Source organism: Microbacterium horticulturae (assembly GCF_029094505.1).
GTDB lineage: Bacteria > Actinomycetota > Actinomycetes > Actinomycetales > Microbacteriaceae > Microbacterium > Microbacterium horticulturae.
The window spans coordinates 3,588,019-3,608,123 of the sequence record NZ_CP119108.1 but is presented as its reverse complement, the minus strand read 5'-3'; the positions used below and the strand labels follow the sequence as shown (position 1 = coordinate 3,608,123).

At 68.6% G+C, this 20,105-nt stretch carries 19 protein-coding genes; 10 read left to right on the top strand and 9 right to left on the bottom strand.

Annotation, left to right across the window (positions count from 1 at the left end):
- Positions 1–30 precede the first annotated feature (30 nt).
- Genes PU630_RS17195 through PU630_RS17185 form a run of 3 tightly spaced genes read right to left on the bottom strand, consistent with a single transcriptional unit; the run spans position 31 to position 1,729 of the window.
- Positions 31–207, bottom strand: a complete 177-nt coding sequence (locus PU630_RS17195; protein WP_275278280.1) for a hypothetical protein — start codon at positions 205–207, stop codon at positions 31–33.
- Positions 204–1,376, bottom strand: a complete 1,173-nt coding sequence (locus PU630_RS17190) for a DUF1700 domain-containing protein (RefSeq protein WP_275278279.1) — start codon at positions 1,374–1,376, stop codon at positions 204–206. Before PU630_RS17190 ends, PU630_RS17195 begins: the two co-directional genes overlap by 4 nt.
- Entirely contained in the window at positions 1,373–1,729 is a 357-nt protein-coding gene (locus PU630_RS17185; RefSeq protein ID WP_275278278.1) for a PadR family transcriptional regulator, read from the bottom strand. The genes PU630_RS17190 and PU630_RS17185 overlap by 4 nt, the downstream gene beginning before the upstream one ends.
- A 101-nt stretch (positions 1,730–1,830) precedes the next feature.
- Here PU630_RS17185 and PU630_RS17180 point away from each other — a divergent pair, with 101 nt between their 5' ends.
- Together PU630_RS17180 and PU630_RS17175 are read left to right on the top strand one after the other, a co-directional pair.
- On the top strand, positions 1,831–2,052 hold the full coding sequence (locus PU630_RS17180; RefSeq protein WP_275278277.1) for a hypothetical protein: 222 nt from the start codon (positions 1,831–1,833) through the stop codon (positions 2,050–2,052).
- Between the two features lie 191 nt (positions 2,053–2,243).
- Positions 2,244–3,185 (top strand): diacylglycerol/lipid kinase family protein, encoded by a 942-nt coding sequence (locus tag PU630_RS17175; protein WP_275278276.1) that lies wholly within the window; start codon positions 2,244–2,246, stop codon positions 3,183–3,185.
- A gap of 167 nt (positions 3,186–3,352) precedes the next feature.
- Here PU630_RS17175 and PU630_RS17170 read toward each other — a convergent pair whose 3' ends face one another.
- The 5 genes from PU630_RS17170 to phoA all read right to left on the bottom strand — a co-directional run bounded on the left by PU630_RS17170 (position 3,353) and on the right by phoA (position 9,146).
- Entirely contained in the window at positions 3,353–3,958 is a 606-nt protein-coding gene (locus PU630_RS17170; RefSeq protein ID WP_275278275.1) for a response regulator transcription factor, read from the bottom strand.
- Positions 3,955–5,202, bottom strand: coding sequence for a sensor histidine kinase (locus tag PU630_RS17165; protein WP_275278274.1), 1,248 nt, complete (start codon positions 5,200–5,202; stop codon positions 3,955–3,957). The genes PU630_RS17170 and PU630_RS17165 overlap by 4 nt, the downstream gene beginning before the upstream one ends.
- Positions 5,203–5,382: 180 nt before the next feature.
- On the bottom strand, positions 5,383–6,186 hold the full coding sequence (locus PU630_RS17160; protein WP_275278273.1) for an ABC transporter permease: 804 nt from the start codon (positions 6,184–6,186) through the stop codon (positions 5,383–5,385).
- Positions 6,183–7,127 carry an ABC transporter ATP-binding protein gene (locus tag PU630_RS17155; protein ID WP_275278272.1) on the bottom strand — a complete coding sequence of 315 codons (945 nt, stop codon included), beginning with the start codon at positions 7,125–7,127 and terminating at the stop codon, positions 6,183–6,185. The genes PU630_RS17160 and PU630_RS17155 overlap by 4 nt, the downstream gene beginning before the upstream one ends.
- A 309-nt stretch (positions 7,128–7,436) precedes the next feature.
- Positions 7,437–9,146 (bottom strand): alkaline phosphatase, encoded by a 1,710-nt coding sequence (phoA, locus tag PU630_RS17150; protein WP_275278271.1) that lies wholly within the window; start codon positions 9,144–9,146, stop codon positions 7,437–7,439.
- Positions 9,147–9,357: 211 nt separating this feature from the next.
- On the opposite strand from phoA, the gene PU630_RS17145 reads away from it, so the two are divergent.
- From PU630_RS17145 to PU630_RS17115, 7 genes are all read left to right on the top strand, one after another.
- Positions 9,358–10,278, top strand: a complete 921-nt coding sequence (locus tag PU630_RS17145) for an ABC transporter substrate-binding protein (protein WP_275278270.1) — start codon at positions 9,358–9,360, stop codon at positions 10,276–10,278.
- 2 nt (positions 10,279–10,280) lie between these two features.
- Positions 10,281–11,273, top strand: a complete 993-nt coding sequence (locus PU630_RS17140; protein WP_275278269.1) for an amino acid ABC transporter permease — start codon at positions 10,281–10,283, stop codon at positions 11,271–11,273.
- Between the two features lie 20 nt (positions 11,274–11,293).
- A complete protein-coding gene (locus PU630_RS17135; protein WP_428982014.1) occupies positions 11,294–12,046 on the top strand; it encodes an amino acid ABC transporter ATP-binding protein in 753 nt (250 codons plus the stop codon).
- Positions 12,047–12,202: 156 nt separating this feature from the next.
- Positions 12,203–13,849 carry an ABC transporter substrate-binding protein gene (locus PU630_RS17130; protein ID WP_275278267.1) on the top strand — a complete coding sequence of 549 codons (1,647 nt, stop codon included), beginning with the start codon at positions 12,203–12,205 and terminating at the stop codon, positions 13,847–13,849.
- A 107-nt stretch (positions 13,850–13,956) separates the two neighbouring features.
- On the top strand, positions 13,957–15,033 hold the full coding sequence (locus PU630_RS17125; RefSeq protein WP_275278266.1) for an ABC transporter permease: 1,077 nt from the start codon (positions 13,957–13,959) through the stop codon (positions 15,031–15,033).
- 1 nt (position 15,034) lies between these two features.
- On the top strand, positions 15,035–16,069 hold the full coding sequence (locus PU630_RS17120) for an ABC transporter permease (RefSeq protein WP_275278265.1): 1,035 nt from the start codon (positions 15,035–15,037) through the stop codon (positions 16,067–16,069).
- Positions 16,066–17,802 (top strand): dipeptide ABC transporter ATP-binding protein, encoded by a 1,737-nt coding sequence (locus tag PU630_RS17115; RefSeq protein WP_275278264.1) that lies wholly within the window; start codon positions 16,066–16,068, stop codon positions 17,800–17,802. Before PU630_RS17120 ends, PU630_RS17115 begins: the two co-directional genes overlap by 4 nt.
- 412 nt (positions 17,803–18,214) lie before the next feature.
- Here the strand turns inward: PU630_RS17115 and cds1 are convergent, their stop codons facing one another.
- The gene (gene cds1, locus PU630_RS17110; protein WP_275278263.1) at positions 18,215–19,303 is read right to left on the bottom strand and encodes an L-cysteine desulfhydrase Cds1; all 1,089 of its coding nucleotides are present in this window, start codon (positions 19,301–19,303) and stop codon (positions 18,215–18,217) included.
- A 56-nt stretch (positions 19,304–19,359) separates the two neighbouring features.
- On the opposite strand from cds1, the gene PU630_RS17105 reads away from it, so the two are divergent.
- Positions 19,360–20,046, top strand: coding sequence for a TMEM175 family protein (locus tag PU630_RS17105; RefSeq protein ID WP_275278262.1), 687 nt, complete (start codon positions 19,360–19,362; stop codon positions 20,044–20,046).
- Positions 20,047–20,105 lie beyond the last annotated feature (59 nt).

Genomic DNA, 20,105 nt, shown 5'->3' with positions numbered 1-20,105 from the left:
CGGCTCAGCTCGCCGGCTCGGACCGCCGGCTCAGCCCCGCGGCTGGGTCGGCGCGGGTCCGCCGCGCCCGGCGAGGGCGTCGCGCACGAGGAAGCTGACGTCCACGCTCACGAGCCCTTCTCCGCTGACGAGATCGGGACCGATCCAGTTCGGGGCAGCCGGAGCGTGGGCGGGAGAATCGGCGGTGACCGCCTGTGCGGGCGTCATCGTTCACCTCCGTCGGCGGTGGCGCTGGTTGCGGCATCCACCCCCTCCTGATCGACCTGCGCGTCAGCGTCGTCCGCGGCTGACTTCTTCGGCGACTCGGTCGGCGTCGCGCTCGGATCTGTCGTCGGCGTTGCGCCCGGTGTCGGAGACCCATCGCTCGGCTCGGGGGCCGGGGTCGCCGCGAGCAGGCGCTGCAGCGACGGCACCTGCGCGAACGGCGGCGCCGCCGGCTGGGCGAGGGTTGGATCGCCGTCGTCAGCGCCGGCGGGGATCTCGGCGAGCGGGAAGACGTTCCACACCGGGGTGCGGCCGGGCTGAGACACCCCGACCGGGACGGGCCCTCCGCCCCACGCGAAATACTCGTCGACCGGACTCGTCGGGTCCTGACCGCCCACGGTTGTCAGCGGGCTTCCGTTCTGGTCGAACAGCTGCACATCGGTGAGCGGATTGCCAGCGGCGTCGTAGGCGAAGATGTTGCGCACGCGCTGCCCGTCCACGGCGAGGCCCTGCGGCGCCTGGTTGTACGAGTACACGGCCGATGCGTTGTTCCGCCAGCTCTGCACCTGCCCGGCGGCGATGCCGATGACGAACGGCAGCATCACCGCGGTCACCGTGCTCACGACAATGAGGCCGACCCGTGTCCACGCCCCGGGGCGCCACCGGCCGCGGCCCCATTGGATGCTGACCAGCATGGCGATCGCCAGCGCAACGAACGCGCCGCCGTTGCGGGGAATCGGTACGCCGATCGCCGTGCCGAAGTACAGACCGAACAGGCCGAAGACGAGCACGTACAGCATCCATCCCCGCGCAATCCACCAGATCGGCCGCAGCGCGACAGCGAAGTCGAGCAGGCCGGAACCCATGCGGGACGAACGGATGCCGCGAAGCGTGCGCTCGCTCAGATCGCGCAGTTGCGCGCCCAGCGCCTGTCGGGCCGTCACGCCGCGCGGACGTTCGGGCAACCCGGCGGCCTGCCGCAGCTCGGCGGCATAGGCGGACGCATCGGGCAGTTCGAATCCTTCGCCGTGCTCGGCGGCCTGCTCGGCAAGGTCGGACTCGAGGCCATCGACGATGTCGTCGACCTCGTCGGCGGGAAGGTCACGCAGCTCGACCCGGACAGCGGCGGCGAACGCCGCGATCGGGTCGGCGGGCGCGGTGGTGGTGGTCATCGGTTCTCTCCGATCGTGCGCAGAGCGGGAGTGGGCTTCTCGGCGAGGAGTCCCGTCATCACCGACGAGAAGCTCGCCCAGTCGCGCCGCTGCTCGTCCAGCAGCGCGTGACCCCGGGGACTGATCGCGTAGTACTTGCGGTGCGGGCCGCCGTCGGACGGCACGACGTAGCTCGACAGAGCGCCGGCCGTATAGAGCCGGCGCAGCGTGCCGTACACCGAGGCGTCGCCGACTTCTTCGAGGCCGGCGTCGCGCAGACGCCTCACGATGTCGTAGCCGTAACCGTCGTCGTGCTGCACGACCGCGAGCACCGCGGCATCCAGCACCCCTTTGAGCAGTTGTGTCGTGTCCATTGACCCCTCGCGATCTTCTGCGAGAGAGAGTACCACGCAATGCGCAGTAGTACGCGAAGAACACCAGAGGGCGTGTCGCATCCCGCCGCTAAGGTCGAGGCATGTCGGTGTATGGGGCGGGAATCTTCGTCGCGTTGCTCATCTACCTCGTGCTGGCCGCGATCGCGTTCGGGCTGCTGTACCTGTGCATCAGGCTCGCGGTGCTCGCGGCCCTCAAGGCGCACACGCAGTGGCTGCAGAGCGGGCAAGCCGGTGGTCCGCCGCGCCCTGGACCCCCGCCCGCGGGTCCGCCGGCGGGAGGCCCGCCGTACTCGGGGAGCTGATCCTGCACCCGGGGAGCTGATTCTGCTCCCCGACGTCGGTCCCGCGCGATTGAGGCGACCTCGTCGTGCTGCCGCTTTTCGCATTCGCGCATGTGGATCGCGGGGTGACCGTCGAGAACGACAGCGCGTGTGGATGCCGCAGGCCCCTGTGTCGTCTACATTGACGACACCGGATCGAACGGAGACCGACGTTGACGACACAGCACGCGGGGATCGTATGGAATCCCACGAAGACCGATCGTGATGAGCTCGAAGCCGCGGTGCGGGATGCCGCGGGCGAGGCGAACCCGCCCGAGGTCAGCTGGTTCGAGACTCGCGAAGACGACCCGGGTCGTGCCGCGACGAAGGATGCCCTGGATGCCGGTGCCGACCTCATCGTCGCGGCCGGGGGCGACGGCACGGTCCGTGCGGTCGCCGAGCACCTCGCAGAGACCGGTGCGGTGGCCGAGCTCGGCATCGTGCCCCGGGGAACCGGCAACCTGCTTGCGCGCAATCTCGAGATTCCTCTGAATGATGCCGCAGCGGCGCTCACGCGGGCGTTCACGGGTGCGGCATCCCCTCTCGACATCGGCTGGGCCGAGGTGACGACGCCGACGGGAGTCGAGCGAAAAGCGTTCGCGGTGATGGCCGGATTCGGCATCGACGCACACATGATCACCGAGACGGACGACGATCTGAAGGACAAGGCGGGGTGGCTCGCGTACGTCGAGTCGCTCGGTCGCGCTGTCTCGGCCAGCGCGGTGATCGACCTGCAGCTGAGTGTCGACGGCGGCGATGAGCGGCCAGAGCGCGCGCACACCGTGATCTTGGGCAACTGCGGAATGCTGCAGGGCGGACTGACGCTCCTGCCCGACGCCGACCCGCGCGATGGACAGCTGGATCTTCTCGTGCTGCACGCCGACGGGATGGCCGGATGGCTCGACACCCTGCGCACCGCCGCGTGGGACAACGGAATAAAGCGCGTGTTCTCCGGCGGCCGCGCCGCCAGCGGCGACAGCACGACGCATCGCCGCCTCACCGAGCTGCGGGTGGTCCTCGCCGAGCCTCGCGAATTCGAAGTCGATGGCGACGAGCTGGGTGAGATCACGCAGGCGCGCGTCTGGATCCAGCCCGGCGCGGTGCGCGTCCGCTGATCCGCGGGGCGCGCCTCGCGCGTCGCGAGGTCGTACCTCGATTCCCGAGGTCGTACCTCTTCTCGCGAGGTCGTACCCCTTTTCGCGAGGTCGTACCCCTTTTCGCGAGGTCGTACCCGTTTTCGTGAGGTCGTACCCGTTGCCGGCGTCGCGCGGGCTCGGCGTCTCTAGAGCCAGCCGTTGTCTTCGGCGATGCGGGCGGCATCGGCGCGATTGCGGCCCCCGGTCTTGCCGATCGCGCTGGAGAGGTGGTTGCGAACTGTGCCCTCCGACAGGTGGAGGATACGGGCGATGTCGGCGATCGAGCCGCCGGCTCGTGCGGCCTCGAGCACGTCGGTCTCGCGTTCCGTCAGCGGCGACTCGCCTTGCGCGAGCGACTCGGCCGCCAGAGCCGGATCGACCACCCGCAGCCCCTGCGCGACGCGCCGTACGGCGTCGGCGAGCTGCGCGGCGGGGGTGTCTTTCACGACGAAGCCGGATGCCCCGGCCCGCATCGCGCGGGTCAGGTATCCCGGCCGTCCGAACGTGGTGACGATGAGGGTGCGGCATCCCGGCACCTTCTCGCGCAGCTGCGCGGCGGCGGCGATGCCGTCGAGCCCGGGCATCTCGATGTCGAGCAGGGCGACGTCGGGGCGGGTGCGCAGCGCGGCATCCACCGCCTCATCACCACGTCCCACCTCGGCGACCACGTCGATGTCGGGCTCGAGGGCGAGGAGGGCCGAGAGCGCGCCCCGCACGAGGGCCTGGTCGTCGGCGATGAGCAGGGTGATCACAGGTCCACCTTCAGGCTGAAGCCGCCGAGGTCACTGCGGCCGATGGTCAGGGTGCCGCCCGCTTCGGCGACCCGCTCGTGCAGGCCCGCGAGCCCGGTCGACGAGGCGCTGGATGCCACGGGTCCGACGCCGTCGTCGGCGATCTCGACCGTGCGCGGTCCGAGGCGCACCGCGCACCGCGTGGCGCCGGAGTGGCGGACGACGTTGGTGACGCCCTCACGGACGATCCAGGCCGCGAGTTCCCGGTGAGCCGGGCCCACGGCATCCGTCGCCGTCGGGATCTCAGGCGTGATGCCCGCTGCCTCGAGCGCGGCGCGGGCCACGACCAGCTCGGCCGGCAGGTTGACGCCGCGGGCACCCGCGACGGTCGTGCGCACGTCGGCGAGGGCCCCGCGCGCGAGCTGTTCGATCTCGGCGACCTCGGTTTTCGCGCGGGTGGGGTCGACCTCGATGAGCTTGTTCGCCAGTTCGGCCTTCACGGTGATGACCGTCAGCGAGTGGCCGAGGATGTCGTGGATGTCGCGGGCCATGCGACCCCGCTCACGCTCGGCGGCGAGCTGGGAGAGCTGATTCTGGGTCGCGCGAAGCTGGTTCATCGCGGCGAAGGTTCGGGCGAACGCGGCCATCATGAGCGAGATCGAAAAGATGATGGCGGGGCCCCAGAGGATGTCTTCGGTCCACCCGTCGATCCCCACGCGGAAGAAGAGGCCCAGGGCCGCGAGCCCGACGATGATGAGGATCGTGGTGCGCCAGCTGAGCACCATCATGCCGACCACGACGCCGACGTAGGTCCACTGTGACCAGACGTCCCAGCCCAGCCAGGGGAAGAGCGTGAACGACAGCGCGAACAGGCCTGTCGCCGGCAGCAGGCGCCAGCGGATCGGCAGACCCCAGCCGACCGGCACCGCGAGGAGGAATCCGACGCCGTAGAGCACGACCAGTGCGACGCTGAGGGCCGCCGACCCCGTCGTGGATGCCTGCTCGATGACCTCCTGCCCGGTGCTGATCAGCCAGAGCAGCGAGATGCCGCCGCCGATGTACCAGCTGACCGAGCCGCGGCTCCAGAGTACGCTGCGCATGCCGATGAACGCGCCCGTGCCCATTTCGGGCGGCATCACCGGCCACGGCGGACCGACCGCCTTCAGGCGGCGCTCGGCGTCGCGCCCCCGCGGGGCGGCGTTACGCGTGTCGGCTTCGCGCCCCGGCGGGGCGGGGTCGCGCGTGTCGGTGTCGTGCTCGTCCATCGTGTTCACCCTAGGTTCTGCGGCGCCCCCACGCCGAGGTCGTACCTGTTTTCGCGAGGTCGTACCTGTTTTCGCGAGGTCGCACCCGTCCTTGCGGTACGACCTCGCGGATCGGGGTACGACCTCGCGGATCGGGGTACGACCTCGCGGATCGGGGTACGACCTCGCGGATGCCGCGGCTCAGACGCGCTTCGTGTCGCGGCGGAACAGCAGCGCGGTCCCGAGCACGAACAGTCCGAGCCAGAGCAGTACGTTCACCAGCGCGCCGAGGTCGAACCCCTCGCCAGTCAGGGGAGCGCGGCTGAGCTCACCGATGCCGTAGACGGGGGTCCAGGCCGCGACATCCTGCAACACCTGCGGCATCATGCTGACCGGGTAGAAAAGTCCGCCGACGAAGGCGAGGAACACGATCACCAGGCTCGTGAGCTGCATCGCGTTCTCACCCGGGACCAGATACCCCATCATCAGACCGAGCGCGGTGAACACCGCAGCTCCCAGCAGCCAGGCGACCAGCCCCGAGACCAGCCACTGCGACCAGCTCATGTGCACTCCGGTCAGCGCGCCGCCCAGGTACGTGGCGACGATCGCGATGAGCCCGAACAGCATGCCGGCGATGACCTTCGTCGCCACAGCGGCGACCGGGTTCAGGGGGGTGAGGCGCAACTGGCGGCTCCAGCCGAGCGAGCGCTCGACCGCGACGGCGGCGCCGGATGCCGTGGCCGACATCATCGCGCCGTACACGGCCATCGAGACCATGATGTACGCGGCGACCGACAGGCCGCCCGAGGCGATCGGCTGATCCGACAGCAGCGGCTCGTTGCGGTTCGGATAGCCGACCATGAAGTACATCGCGACGGGGAACACGATAGTGAAGATCAGTGTCCGGTAGTTGCGGAAGCGGCGCTTCAGCTCGATGGCGAGAAAGCGCAGATTGAATCCGCCGAACGGCGGGACCTTGCGTTCGAGCGAGATGGCGGTGGTCATGACCGGGCTCCTTCCGAGGTGAGCGCGAGGAACACGCTCTCAAGATTCTGGGATGAGATCTCGACGTCACGGGCGCCGGTCTCGGTGAGCAGATAGCGGGCGAAGGCGTCGGAGTCGGTGGTACGCGCGGTGATGCGCTCGCCCTGGGTTTCGACGTCGGTGACACCCGGGAGTGCGGCGAGGGCCACAGCATCCACTTCCGGCACCGTGGCGTGCACGACACGTCCGGCGACGAGGTTCTTGATCTCCGCGGTCGGTCCGTCGGCGACGATGCGCCCCTGGCTCATCAGCACGATGCGGTCGGCGTAGGCGTCGGCCTCATCGAGGTAGTGCGTGGCGAAGAGCACGGTGCGCCCGCGCTTCGCGTCGGTGCGGATCGCCTGCCAGAACGAGCGGCGGCCTTCGACGTCCATGCCGGTGGTCGGTTCGTCGAGGATGAGCAGGCCGGGGTCGCTGAGAAGCGCCATCGCGAACCGCAGCCGCTGCTGTTGACCGCCCGAGCACTTGCCGACCATGCGGTCGGCGATCTCGAGGATGCCGGCGCGTCCGAGCACCTCGTCGACGGGCCGGGGCTCGGCGAACAGGCTGCCGGTGAGGGCCACCGTCTCGCGAACGGTGAGGTCTTTGAGCAGCCCGCCGGTCTGCAGCACCGCCGACACGTAGCCGCGGGCGATCGCGCCGCGCGGGGTCGTGCCGAACACGCTGATGTCGCCCTCGTCGGGCTGCGTGAGGCCGAGGATCATGTCGATCGTCGTCGTCTTACCGGCGCCGTTCGGGCCGAGGAAGGCCACGACCTCGCCGGGGGCGACGTGCAGGTCGACGCCGTCGACGGCGCGGACGCGACCGAAGCTCTTGGTCAAGCCGCTCGCTGAGATCGCCGACGCGGGGCCGGCGGCTGCGGCATCCCTTCCGCGTGCGGTCGTGAGTGTTGTCGATTCCATGTCTCCATGCTCGAACGCAGAGCCTCGCGGCCCCTCACACGCGCGTCACGATCTGCCCGTGACATCCGTCACGCCCCGGCGAGAGGTCGAATTCATATGAATCTGTCGAGCGAACATCAAACCGGGCGGCAGATTGATGTGCTTTGGACAGATTCATATGAATTCGCCCTCAGGCCCTCTCGCCCTCAGGCCCTCAGGACCTCAGGCCCTCAGGCCCTCAGGCCCTCAGGCCCTCAGGCCGCCCCGGCGCCGGCCCCGACGCCAAGGGCCGGCCCGCGACGCGGACCGGCCCGGAACGACGGGATGCCGCTACTTGCGCACCGTGATGCGCGCGGTCTTCGCGACCCCGGTCTGGGCGCCTTCGACCGTCACCTTCACGACCTGCTGGCGACCCGACGGCACGGGCGCCGTGAACCGTGCCGACACCTTCCCATCGATGACGTCGACGCGCTGCGCCTCATCCCCGAACGTGACGGTGGCCTGCCGGTCGCCCCCGAACCCGGTGCCGCGCACGGCGACCTTGCGGCCCGGCGTGGCGTAGCCCGGCGACACCGAGGCGTGCCGGCTCAGCTTCGCGGCATCCACCTGAAGCCCCAGCGTGCGGCTGATCGTGCCGAACGTGTCGGTCTGGTCGGTGAGCCCGACGACATTGGCCGCGCCGGGGCCGTACCCGGCGATGCGCAGCTGCGTGCCGGTGTGCTGCTGCGAGCCACCTGCGGCCGCCGTGCCGTACGAGATCTTCATGACCGTGCCGTCGGCGGTGGTCACGGCGGTCGACAGCGAGGTCGGCGGCGTCGAGTCGACGATCTGGCTGGAGTGCGCGTGGTCGGCCGTCACCAGCACGAGCGTGTTCTTGTCTTTCTTGGCGAACGCGAGAGCAACCTGCACGGCCTCGTCGAGGTCGAGCGTCTCACCGATCTGTCCGCACGCGTCGGCGGCGTGGTCGCGCTTGTCGATCGACGCGCCCTCCACCTGCAGGAAGAAGCCCTTGCCGCTCTTCTTCGACCCCGCTGACAGCAGATCGATCGCCTTGTCGGTCAGCGACGAGAGCGAGAGCGATGTCGGCAGTCGGTCGGCCGACTCCTCGCAGGTCACCGGGGTGTTCGCTCCGCCCACGGTCGCGGTGGTCGCCGCGTAGCGCGTGGGGAAGTTGCCGTCGGTGAACAGGCCCAGCAGCGGCTGCGACTGGTTGGCCTTCTTCACCGAGGCCAGGCCCGCGGCATCCGTCACCACCTGATATCCGCGCGCGGTCGCCTGCTGCAGCAGGGTCGAGCCCTTCCACTGCCCGGCCTTCGCCGTCTGGCGGAACGAGGCGAGCCCGCCCCCGAGCACCACGTCGGCGCGGGTGTCGAGCAGCTGCTCGGAGATCGATCCGAGCCCGCCTTCGGCCAGCGCGTCGTTGCCGCACGACGAGCTGTCGGGGCCGTAGCACGAGCGCTGGTCGACGTGCGCGATCTGCACGGCCGGCGTCGCGTCCTGGATCTCGGCGGTCGACACGTCACCCGTGCGGAAGCCGTTGGCCTTGGCCAGCTCGAGCAGCGTCGGCAGCGGGTTGCCGTCGACGTCGACCGAGATCGCGCCGTCGTACGTCTTCGTGCCGGTCGCCCAGCCCGTGCCGCTGGCGGCCGAGTCGGTCACGTAGTCGGGCTTGCCCTTGTTCGCACCGTCCTTGTAGACGGAGTAGGTCGTGTACGAGCCGGTCAGCGGCAGCGCGTCGATGCCGGGCAGCTCGCCCGCCGCACCGTATGCGTAGTTGCGGGCGATCGTGATCTCACTGTCGCCCATGCCGTCGCCGACGAGCAGGATGACGTTCTTGGCCTTGCCGCCGACGATCGCCTGGCGCACGTCCTTCGTCTTGTCGGCGCTGACGCGGTGCGAAGCGGGAGTGAAGGCACTCGAGCCCGACGCCGCGCCGGCGCCGACGGCCAGCAGCGTGCCGGCGGCGACCGCCGAGACGGCGATCACGCCGACCGTGCGACGCCGTACGGACCTGCGCACAGACCTGGGGGAACGGTTCATTCTTCATGACTCCTGTTCGGGAGAGTGGATGCCGGGGGCCCGGCACGACCCACTCGACCGTGCGCGCATGACGGCTCGCCGAACACCGTGTGAACGACACGGGTCAGCCGTCGAAACCGAATCGAAATCTGGATGGTGCACTCTTGTCCTTAGACTTCAGGGGTCGGCCCCGCCCGAGGGCCGCCGCCTCGAAGATGAGGAAAGGGAAGAAATGCGAAGGATCCTCGCCCTGCCGGTGGCCGTCGTCGCCGCGGCACTGCTGCTCACCGGATGTGTGAACAACCAAGACTCCGAGAACCCGCAGGGCGGCGGCGGAGACAACTCTGCCAGCGCCGACGCGTCGGGCTACGGAGTCACCAAAGACGACGCGCTCGCGGCGACGCTGCCTGATGCCGTCAGGTCCGCAGGCGTGCTGAAGATCGGCACCGACCCGACATACGCCCCCAACGAGTACAAGGACAACGCGGGCAACCCGATCGGGTGGGACATCGACCTGGCCAATGCGATGGCCGCGAAGCTCGGCGTGAAGGCCGAGTACACCGCCGCGAAGTTCGACAACATCATTCCGTCGATCGTCGGCGGCAAGTACGACCTGGGTGTCTCGTCGTTCACCGACACCACCGAGCGTGAGAAGCAGGTCGACTTCGTCAACTACTACAACGCCGGGATCCTCTGGGCGTCGGTGAAGGGCAAAGACGTCGACCCCGACAACGCGTGTGGTCTGAAGGTCGCCGTCGAAGACGGCACGTACGAAGACACCGAAGAGCTGCCGGCAAAGTCGAAGGCGTGCACCGACGCGGGCAAGGAGAAGATCCAGGTCTTCAAGTACGACGGGCAGGACGGCGCGACCAATGCGCTCGTGCTCGGCCAGGTCGACGCGATGAGCGCCGACTCGCCCATCACCGAATACGCGATCCACCAGAAGCAGGACAAGATCCAGGCCGCGGGTGAGACGTTCGACATCGCCCCGTACGGGTTCGCGACCGCCAAGGGTGGCGAGCTCACCGACGTCATCAAGAACACGCTGCAGACGCTCATCGACGACGGCACCTACGCGAAGATCCTGCAGAAGTGGGGCGTCGAAGACGGCGCGGTCACCGCTGCCGATGTGAACGCAGCGTCGAAGCAGTAGTCATGTCGGAATCGCAACGGCCCGAGGGGGCGGATGCCGCGGCATCCACCCCTCCGGTCGACACCGCCACCGTCTCCACCGCGCGGGCCGAGACGATCCGCGCGGTGCGGCTGCGGCATCCCTGGCGCAACACGGTCGCGGTCGTCCTCATCCTGCTGGTGGTGCTGTTCGTGCTCGACGCCGCGCAGCGCCAGGCGTTCCAATGGGACATCGTCGGCAAATACCTGTTCGACACCCGCGTCACGCAGGCGGCGTTCATCACGCTTGCGCTGACCGTTCTGGCGATGCTGTTCGGCATCATCCTGGGCCTGATCCTGGCCGTCATGCGGCTGTCGCCGAACCCGGTCTTGAAGTGGATCGCGTGGGCGTTCCTCTGGGTGTTCCGTGGAACACCGGTGTACGTCCAACTGGTGTTCTGGGGCCTGGTCACCCTCATCTACAAGACCGTGTACCTGGGCATCCCGTTCGTGCACACCTGGGCCGAGTTCACCATCACCTGGACGCCGCCGCTGTTCCTGCTCGCGGTCGTCGGCCTGGCGCTGAACGAGTCGGCGTACATGGCAGAGATCGTGCGGGCCGGGCTCCTGTCCGTCGACCCGGGCCAGGAAGAGGCGTGCACGGCGCTGGGAATGTCGTGGGGCCAGACGATGACCCGCGTCGTCGTTCCGCAGGCGATGCGGGTGATCATCCCGCCCACCGGCAATGAGGTCATCTCGATGCTGAAGACCACGTCACTCGTGGTCGCGATTCCGTACTCGATGGACCTGTTCGGTCGCACCAGCGACATCTCGGCGACGATCTTCGCGCCGATCCCGCTGCTGATCGTCGCGTCGATCTGGTACCTGTTCTTCACATCGGTGCTCATGGCCGGCCAGTACTTCGTCGAGAAGCGGTTCGCCCGCGGGTCCGACCGCTCGCGGCCGGCTGTCGGCGGGGTCGTCGTGGGCGCCGAAGGCGTCGCCGGCGTCGGAATCGACGTCGGAGGAAAGGGATGACGGTGGCAAGCGACACTCCCATGGTCGAGGCGCGGATGGTCTCGAAGAGCTTCGGCAGCAACGAAGTGCTCAGGTCCATCTCGCTGCGCGTCGACCGCGGCCAGGTGATGTGCGTGATCGGCCCATCGGGGTCGGGCAAGTCAACCTTCCTGCGCTGCATCAACCACCTCGAGCGCATCGACGCCGGCAGGCTCTACGTCGACGGCGAGCTGATGGGCTACCGCGAGAAGGGCGACAAGCTCTACGAGCTCAAGCCCGCCGAGGCCAACCGCCAGCGCCGTGACATCGGCATGGTCTTCCAGCACTTCAACCTGTTCGGCCACATGACCGCGCTGGAGAACGTGATGGAGGCCCCGATCCGGGTGAAGGGGGCGACGAAGAGGGATGCCGCGGCCCGCGGCCGCGAGCTGCTCGCGCGTGTGGGGCTCGCGAGTCAGGCCGGCCACTATCCGGCACAGCTGTCGGGCGGCCAGCAGCAGCGCGTGGCCATCGCCAGGGCGCTGGCCATGGACCCGAAGCTCATGCTCTTCGACGAGCCGACCAGCGCGCTCGACCCTGAACTCGTCGGCGAGGTGCTCGACGTCATGCGCGAGCTCGCCGAGAGCGGGATGACGATGATCGTCGTCACGCACGAGATGGGGTTCGCCCGCGAGGTCGGCGATGCCGTGGTGTTCATGGACGGCGGCGTGGTGGTCGAGTTGGGCGATCCGCACGAGGTGCTCACGAATCCCCAGCATCAGCGAACGAAGGCCTTTCTCTCGAAGGTGCTCTGACCCCCGGCATCCTGCGCCCTGTCGGGCCGGCATCCGTTGCGTTCTGATCACGGAATACGGGGATGGTTGCCGATCCCGACAAGTGCGGAGAGGATGGGAACCATATACGGTCGCGTCACCCTGCGCGGCCGCTTCGCATACAGCAAGGTAACGACTATGTCATTGCAGACACACTCGCGCGGGCGTCTCCTGCTCGCGCTCGGGGCGATCGGCGCTTCGGCCGTCGTCCTGTCCGGTTGCGCCGGCGGCGGCGGCAACGGCGGAGGTTCCGGCGACAACGGCGGCAACGCGTCCGGCGGGCTGATCGTGGGGACGACCGACAAGATCACGTCCATCGACCCCGCCGGTTCGTACGACAACGGCTCGTTCGCGGTGATGAACCAGATCTACCCGTTCCTGCTGAACAGCAAGTACGGGACGGCCGATGTCACCCCCGACATCGCCGAGTCGGCGGATTTCACCGCTCCGCATGACTACACCGTCAAGCTCAAGTCGGGGCTGAAGTTCGCCAACGGCGACGACCTCACGTCGTCGGACGTGAAGTTCTCGTTCGAGCGTGTCATCAAGATCAACGACCCGAACGGGCCCGCGTCGCTGCTCGGCAACCTCGACAGCATCGACACCCCCGATGACACCACCGTCGTCTTCCACCTGAAGAACCCGAACGACCAGACGTGGCCGCAGGTTCTCTCGAGCCCCGCCGGCCCGATCGTCGACGAGGACGTGTTCTCAGCCGACAAGGTCACCCCCGACGCAGACATCGTCAAGGGCAAGGCGTTCGCCGGCCAGTACGTCATCTCGTCGTACAAGGTCAACGAGCTCATCAACTACGAGCCCAACAAGGACTACCAGGGAGAGCTCGGCGCCGCCGAGAACTCGAGCGTCACGGTGAAGTACTACGCGGATGCCTCGAACCTGAAGCTCGCGATCGGCAACGGCGACATCGACGTGGCGTTCCGCAGCCTGTCGGCGACCGACGTCGAAGACCTCGGCAAGCAGACCGACAAGGTTCAGGTCGTGAAGGGCCCGGGCGGCGAGATCCGCTACATCGTGTTCAACATGGCCACCATGCCGTTCGGCACCAAGACCGACGACGCCGACCCGGCGAAGGCCCTGGCCGTCCGCCAGGCGATGGCCGACCTCATCGATCGGCAGAAGCTGGCCACCGACGTCTACAAGGACACCTACACGCCCCTGTACTCGTACGTCGCCGACGGCATGACCGGCGCGAACACGGCCCTGAAGTCGCTGTACGGCGACGGCAACGGCGGTCCCAGCCTCGACAAGGCCAAGCAGGCGCTGTCCGACGCCGGGGTGAGCACGCCGGTGACCCTGAACCTGCAGTACAACGGCGACCACTACGGTCCGTCGTCGGGTGACGAGTACGCGGCCATCAAGACCCAGCTCGAGAACGGCGGCCTGTTCAAGGTCAACCTCGCGCAGACCGAGTGGGTGCAGTACTCCAAGGACCGCACCGCCGACGTCTACCCGATGTACCAGCTGGGTTGGTTCCCGGACTTCTCCGACGCCGACAACTACCTGTCGCCGTTCTTCTCGAAGGACAACTTCCTGGCGAACCACTACGACAACGCCGACGTGCAGGGACTGATCTCCAAGGAGCAGACCGAGACCGACGCCGCCAAGCGCTCCGACGAGATCGGCCAGATCCAGGACCTCGTGGCCAAGGACCTGTCGACGCTGCCGTACCTGCAGGGCACGCAGGTCGCGGTCGTGGGCAAGGACGTTCAGGGCACCACCCTCGACGCCTCGTTCAAGTTCCGCTACGCACCGCTGCACAAGTAGGTCGGCCTCCGGTCGTTGAGCGAGCGAAGCGAGCCGAAACGGGGATCGTTTCGGCTCGCCGCTTCGCGGCTCGCTCAACGACCGGTGTCGTCAAGTGAAGGAAATGCATGACCACTGTCGTCGAAGACGCCGACCTGGCGTCCAAACCCGTTCGCGCCCGAAGCGGCGGGCTCTGGCGTTACATCCTCGTCCGCCTGCTGCTGATCATCCCGACGGTGTTCATCCTCGTCACGACGGTGTTCTTCCTGATGCGGCTGACCGGTGACCCGATCACCGCGGCCCTCGGCGGAAAGCTGCCGCCCGAGCAGCTCGCCGCCCGCATCCACGAGGCCGGCTACGACCGGCCGCTGATCGTCCAGTACCTGGACTATCTGCTCGGCGTGTTCCGCGGCGACTTCGGCACGACCCTGACCGACCACCGGCCGGTCACCGAGATCCTCCTGCAGTACGGGTCGGCGACGCTCGAGCTCGCGTTCTATGCGCTGATCGTCGCGTTCATCATCGGCATTCCGCTGGGGCTGGTCGCCGCCTACAAGCGCGATCGGTGGCAGGATGCCGTGCTCCGCGTGGGCGCGATCCTCGGCTACGCGACGCCGATCTTCTTCATCGCGATCCTGCTGAAGCTCGTGTTCGCCGTGCAGTTCAACATCCTGCCGGTCTCGGGCCGCGCATCCACCCGCGTCGAGCTCCAGCTGGAGACCCTGAACAACCCCAGCGGCATCTACCTCATCGACGCGATCCGACTGGGCAACCCCGATGCGGTGATCGACGTCCTGTGGCATGCGGTGCTCCCTGGTCTCGCGCTCGGGATCCTGACCGCCGGCGTCTTCCTGCGCCTGGTGCGCATCAACGTCATCGGCACACTCGGCGCACAGTACGTGACCTCGGCCCGGTCACGCGGCGTCGGTGAGTACCGTCTTGTCACAAAGCACGCGTACCGCCCCGCGCTGATTCCGATCGTCACACTGATCGGCCTGCAGATAGCACTGCTGCTGGCGGGGGCCGTGCTGACCGAGACCTCGTTCGAGTGGAAGGGTCTCGGCTTCATGCTGGCCGAGTACTTGAAAGCCCGAGATTTCGTGGCCGTGCAGGGCATCGTCATCATGATCGCGGTGGTCGTGGCGGTCGTGAACTTCATCGTCGACGTCATCGCCGTGGTGATCGACCCGCGAGTGAGGTACTGACATGAGCGAGACCCAGGATCCCACCCCCACCGGCGTCTTCGATCCGGCCGAGACCGGCGTGCTTCCCGCTGGACTCGGCGCGCCCAAGCGGCCGCTGAGCGACCGGATCCCGGTCGTATCGCATCTGAAGCACAGCGTCGGCTGGCAGCGCACCATGCTCGTGACCGGGCTCGTGCTCACCGGCGTGTTCGTGATCGTGGCGATCTTCGCGCCGTGGATCGCCCCGTACGGCTACGCGCAGCGCACCACGGCCGACGGACAGGACTTCGGCACCCTCCAGGCGCCGAGCGCGCAGAACCTGCTCGGCACCACGGTCAGCGGCTTCGACGTGCTCTCGCGCACCATCTGGGGAGCGCAGACGGCCCTGCTGGTCATCATCTGCGCGATCATCTTCTCGATCTTCATCGGCATCTTCATCGGCCTGCTCTCGGGATACTTCGGCGGATGGATCGACCGCATCCTCGTGGTCATCGCCGACGCGATCTACGCGTTCCCGTCGCTGCTTCTGGCCATCGTCATGGCGATCGTGATCAGCCACGGGCAGTCGACGCTGTGGGGCGGCATCCTCGCCGCGGCGATCTCGATCACCGTGGTGTTCGTGCCGCAGTACTTCCGCATCGTGCGCAGCGAGGTGGTGCGGGTCAAGGCCGAGCCGTTCGTCGAGTCGGCGAAGGTGATCGGCGTGCCGACGCTGCGCATCCTCACCCGGCACGTGCTGCGCAACTCGACCCGCTCGGTGCCGGTCGTGGTGACCCTGAACGCATCCGAGGCGGTGCTGACCCTGGCCGGCCTGGGCTTCCTGGGCTTCGGGATCGAGGCGACCGCTGCCGCCGAGTGGGGCTACGACCTGTCGCGCTCGGTCTCCGACGTGACCAGCCACATCTGGTGGACGGCCATCCCGCCCGGCGTCGCCATAGTTCTCGTGGTGCTCGGCATCACGCTGGTCGGCGAGAGCCTGAACGACCTCAGCGACCCGCGGCTGCGCCGCCGGCGGCGCGCTGCCGTGGTCGCCGCAGAGAAGGAGGCCGCAGAATGAGCGACACCACGCGCGATGCGTCGGCGCCCGATGCGGGCGCGCCCGACGCGGCATCCATCCACAACCTCAAGGTCACGTTCGCAACGGACGGCGACCCGGTCGTCGCGGTGAACGGCATCTCGCTCGAGGCGCACGCCGGCGAGGTGCTCGCGATCGTGGGCGAGTCGGGATCGGGCAAGACCGTGACCGCGAACGCGCTGCTGGGGCTGCTGCCCGAGACCGCGACCCTGCAGGGCGCCCTGATCATCCGCGGGCCCAACGGCGACGAGACCGATGTCGTGCACGCGTCGCACGCCGACCTGCGCGCGATGCGCGGGCGCGACGCGGCGATGGTGTTCCAAGAGCCGTCGACAGCGCTGAACCCGGTGTACACCGTCGGCTTCCAGATCGCCGAGGGGCTGCGCGCCCACCACCGCATCTCGAAGCGCGAGGCGAAGAGGGCCGCGATCGACATCATGCGGCGGGTCGGCATTCCCGAGCCCGACCGGCGGGTCGACGACTATCCGCACCAGTTCTCGGGCGGGCAGAAGCAGCGCATCGTCATCGCTATGGCGCTTGTGCTCAACGCCGGCTTGATCATCGCCGACGAGCCGACCACGGCGCTCGACGTGACGGTGCAGGCCGAGATCCTCGATCTGCTGCGCACGGCCCGTGACGAGTTCGGGGCGACCGTCGTGCTCATCACGCACAACATGGGCGTGGTCGCCGATCTCGCCGACCGGGTCGTCGTGATGTACCAGGGCGACATCGTCGAGCAGGCGACGGCACGCGAGCTGTTCGCGGCTCCCCGCGAGGAGTACACGAAGAAGCTGCTGGCCGCGGTGCCGCACGTCGGACGCGGCAAGAGCGCGACCCAGGATCGCACCGCACCCGCGCCGACCGAGCCGCCGGAGGGGTCGCTCGTCGTCGCGAAGAACCTGCACATCGCCTACCCCGGGCGCTTCGGGCGCACCGGCGTGGTGGCCGTGCAGGGTGTCGACTTCTGGATCGCCCCCGGCGAGGTGCTGGGCCTCGTCGGCGAGTCGGGCTCGGGAAAGACGACCATCGGCCGTTCGATCGTCGGGCTCACCCAGGTCGTCGACGGCTCGCTCAGGGTGCTCGGGCACGAGATGCGCGGCACGACGATGCGCGGGCTGAAGAAGCTGCGACCCGACATCGGGTTCGTCTTCCAAGACCCGGCCACGAGCTTCAACCCGCTGCTGACGATCGCCGAGTGCATCGCTGAACCGCTCGTCGTGCACGGGCGGGCCGCGAATCCCCGCGCCGCCCGCGGCCGGGTGGACCAGCTGTTGGATGCCGTGCACCTGCCCACCTCGTACGGCGACCGGTACCCGCACGAGCTGTCGGGCGGGCAGCGCCAGCGCGCCTCGCTGGCGCGCGCGATAGCGCTGCAGCCCAAGCTGCTCATCGCCGACGAGCCCACCAGCGCGCTCGACGTGTCGGTGCAGGCGCGGGTGCTCGAGCTGTTCGCCGAGCTTCAGGCCCAGTTCGGTTTCGCGTGCCTGTTCATCAGCCACGACCTCGCGGTGATCGACGAGGTCGCCGACCGCATCGTGGTGCTCCGGCACGGGACGATCCGCGAGCAGGGCACGACCGCCCAGGTTCTCGGCGACGCCCGCGACGAGTACACGCGGCGGCTGCTGGCGTCGATCCCGGTGCCCGACCCCGACCAGCAGGCCGCGCGCCGCGCTGCCTGGGCCGCCGCCGAGGCCGCCGACACCGAGGACCGCTGAGGCGGCTTCCCGGGGCCGCGCGTCGGGCGCCGGCCCCCGCGACCTGACGTCTCGCCGGTTGGATGATGCGGGCGAGGCGCATCGTCACACCATATTGAACTTCCTGCTCACACAGCGTTGCCGGTGTGTGAGCAGGAAGTTCAATAGCGTTCAAGGATGGTGTCCGGCGCAGTACCCGCTCGCCATTCCGGTCATCCTCGCCTCGGGCGAGGGGAATGGACGACGCGAGGGCCGAAATGCGCGAAAAGGCCCTCGCCCCGGCAGATCTCCTCGCCTGGGGCGAGGGACGGCCGAGAAGGCGTGGGCGTACGCGACTCTCGGCACAGAGGGCGGCAGAGGGCGGCAGGGGGCGGCAGAGGGCGGCGGGGGGATGCCGTGGGCCGCAGCCCTCGGCCCGGCGCACGCCGCGCCCTCAGGCAGGCCAGGCGCCGGTCGCGGCGAACTCCTCGAGCACAGCCGAAGGCCCCGCGAGGTCGATGCCGCGCTCGGCGAGCCACGCGTCGTCGCCGTAGGTGTGCCGGTAGCGGTCGGCCGAGTCGCACAGCAGCGTGACGACACTGCCGGTCTCGCCGCGGCGCAGCATGTCGGCGATCAGCCCGAACGCCGCCCACAGGTTCGTGCCCGTCGATGCGCCGGCGCCGTACCCCGTGCGTGCGCGGACGAACCGCATCGCGGCGATGGATGCGGCATCCGGCACCCGCACCATGTGGTCGACGATCTGCGGCAAGAAGCTCGGCTCGACCCGCGGGCGGCCGATGCCTTCGATGCGACTGGGCGCACCCGTGGTGACGGTCAGGTCGCCGGTGGCCCAGGCGTCCAGGAACGCCGAGTTCTCGGGATCGGCCACGCACAGCTGGGTGGGATGCCGCTGGTACCGCAGATAGCGACCGATCGTCGCACTGGTGCCGCCGGTGCCGGCACCGACGACGATCCACCGCGGCACCGGGTGTTGTTCAGCCGAGAGCTGCTCGAAGATCGACTCGGCGATGTTGTTGTTGCCGCGCCAGTCGGTCGCGCGCTCCGCGTACGTGAACTGGTCCATGTAGTGGCCACCGCAGGAGGCTGCGATGCGGGCGGCTTCGGCGTACACCTCGCCCGGGTCGTCGACGAAGTGGCACCGGCCGCCGTAGAACTCGATGAGGTCGAGCTTCTCGCGCGTGGTCGACCGCGTCACGACCGCGACGAACGGCAGCCCCAGCATCCGGGCGAAATACGCCTCCGAGACGGCCGTCGAGCCGCTCGATGCCTCGACGATGGTGGTGTCCTCGAGAATCCACCCGTTGCACAGGCCGTACAAGAACAGTGACCGCGCGAGCCGGTGCTTCAGACTCCCGGTCGGGTGCGTCGACTCGTCCTTGAGGTAGAGCTCGATGCCCCACTCGGTCGGCAACGGAACCGTCAGCAGATGTGTGTCGCTCGACCGGTTGGCGTCAGCGGCGACCCTCCGCACCGCCTCGCTTACCCAATCACGAGTACGGCGGGCCTGTTCGAGATCGTGCATCGTCGCTCCTTCCGCGGCGAGCCTATCTGCTCGAGCGCCTCCGCTACCATCGCACCGTGAGCGACGAGAACCCAACGGAGCGCGAGACCCGCATCTTCAGCGCCGAGCGTGCCAAGGCGTTCGTCGACGCGGTCGTCGCGATCGCCATGACGCTGCTGATCCTGCCGCTGATGGAGAGCGTCGGCGACGCCGAACCCGGACTCGGCACCGCCGGCTGGTTCGCCGAGCACCAGTGGCAGCTCATCACGTTCGCCATCAGCTTCGTCGTCATCGCGAGCTTCTGGGTCAACCAGCACCAGCTGTTCGCCCGCGTCGAATTCGTCTCGACCCGCCTGCTGTGGGTGTGCATCGCGTGGCTGCTGACGATCGTGTGGATGCCGGTGGCCACTGCCCTCACGGGCGCCATGCCCGACGACGACCCGGTCGTGAAGGTCGTGTACATCGGCACGATGATGCTCACCAGCGCCCTCGCCCTGGTCCAGCGGCTCGTGCTGCACCGGCATCCCGAACTCCACTCCATCGACGACGCGGACGTGCGCCGCGGGATGGCCGTTGACATCTCGATGACTCTGCTGTTCGGCATCGCGCTCGTGATCGCCGTGACCGTGACGCAGATCAGTTACTACGCGCTGTTCCTCCTGATGCTGACCGGGCCCCTGCACCGGCTGTTCGCCCGGCTGCTGGGCGTGCGCAAGACAGCGTCAGAAGAGCGAGGCCCGCACCGCCCCGCCGCCGATCGCTGACGCGACGAACCTGACGAGCATCGAGAAGCGGGTGCCGTGCTCGTCAGCCAAAGCGGTGA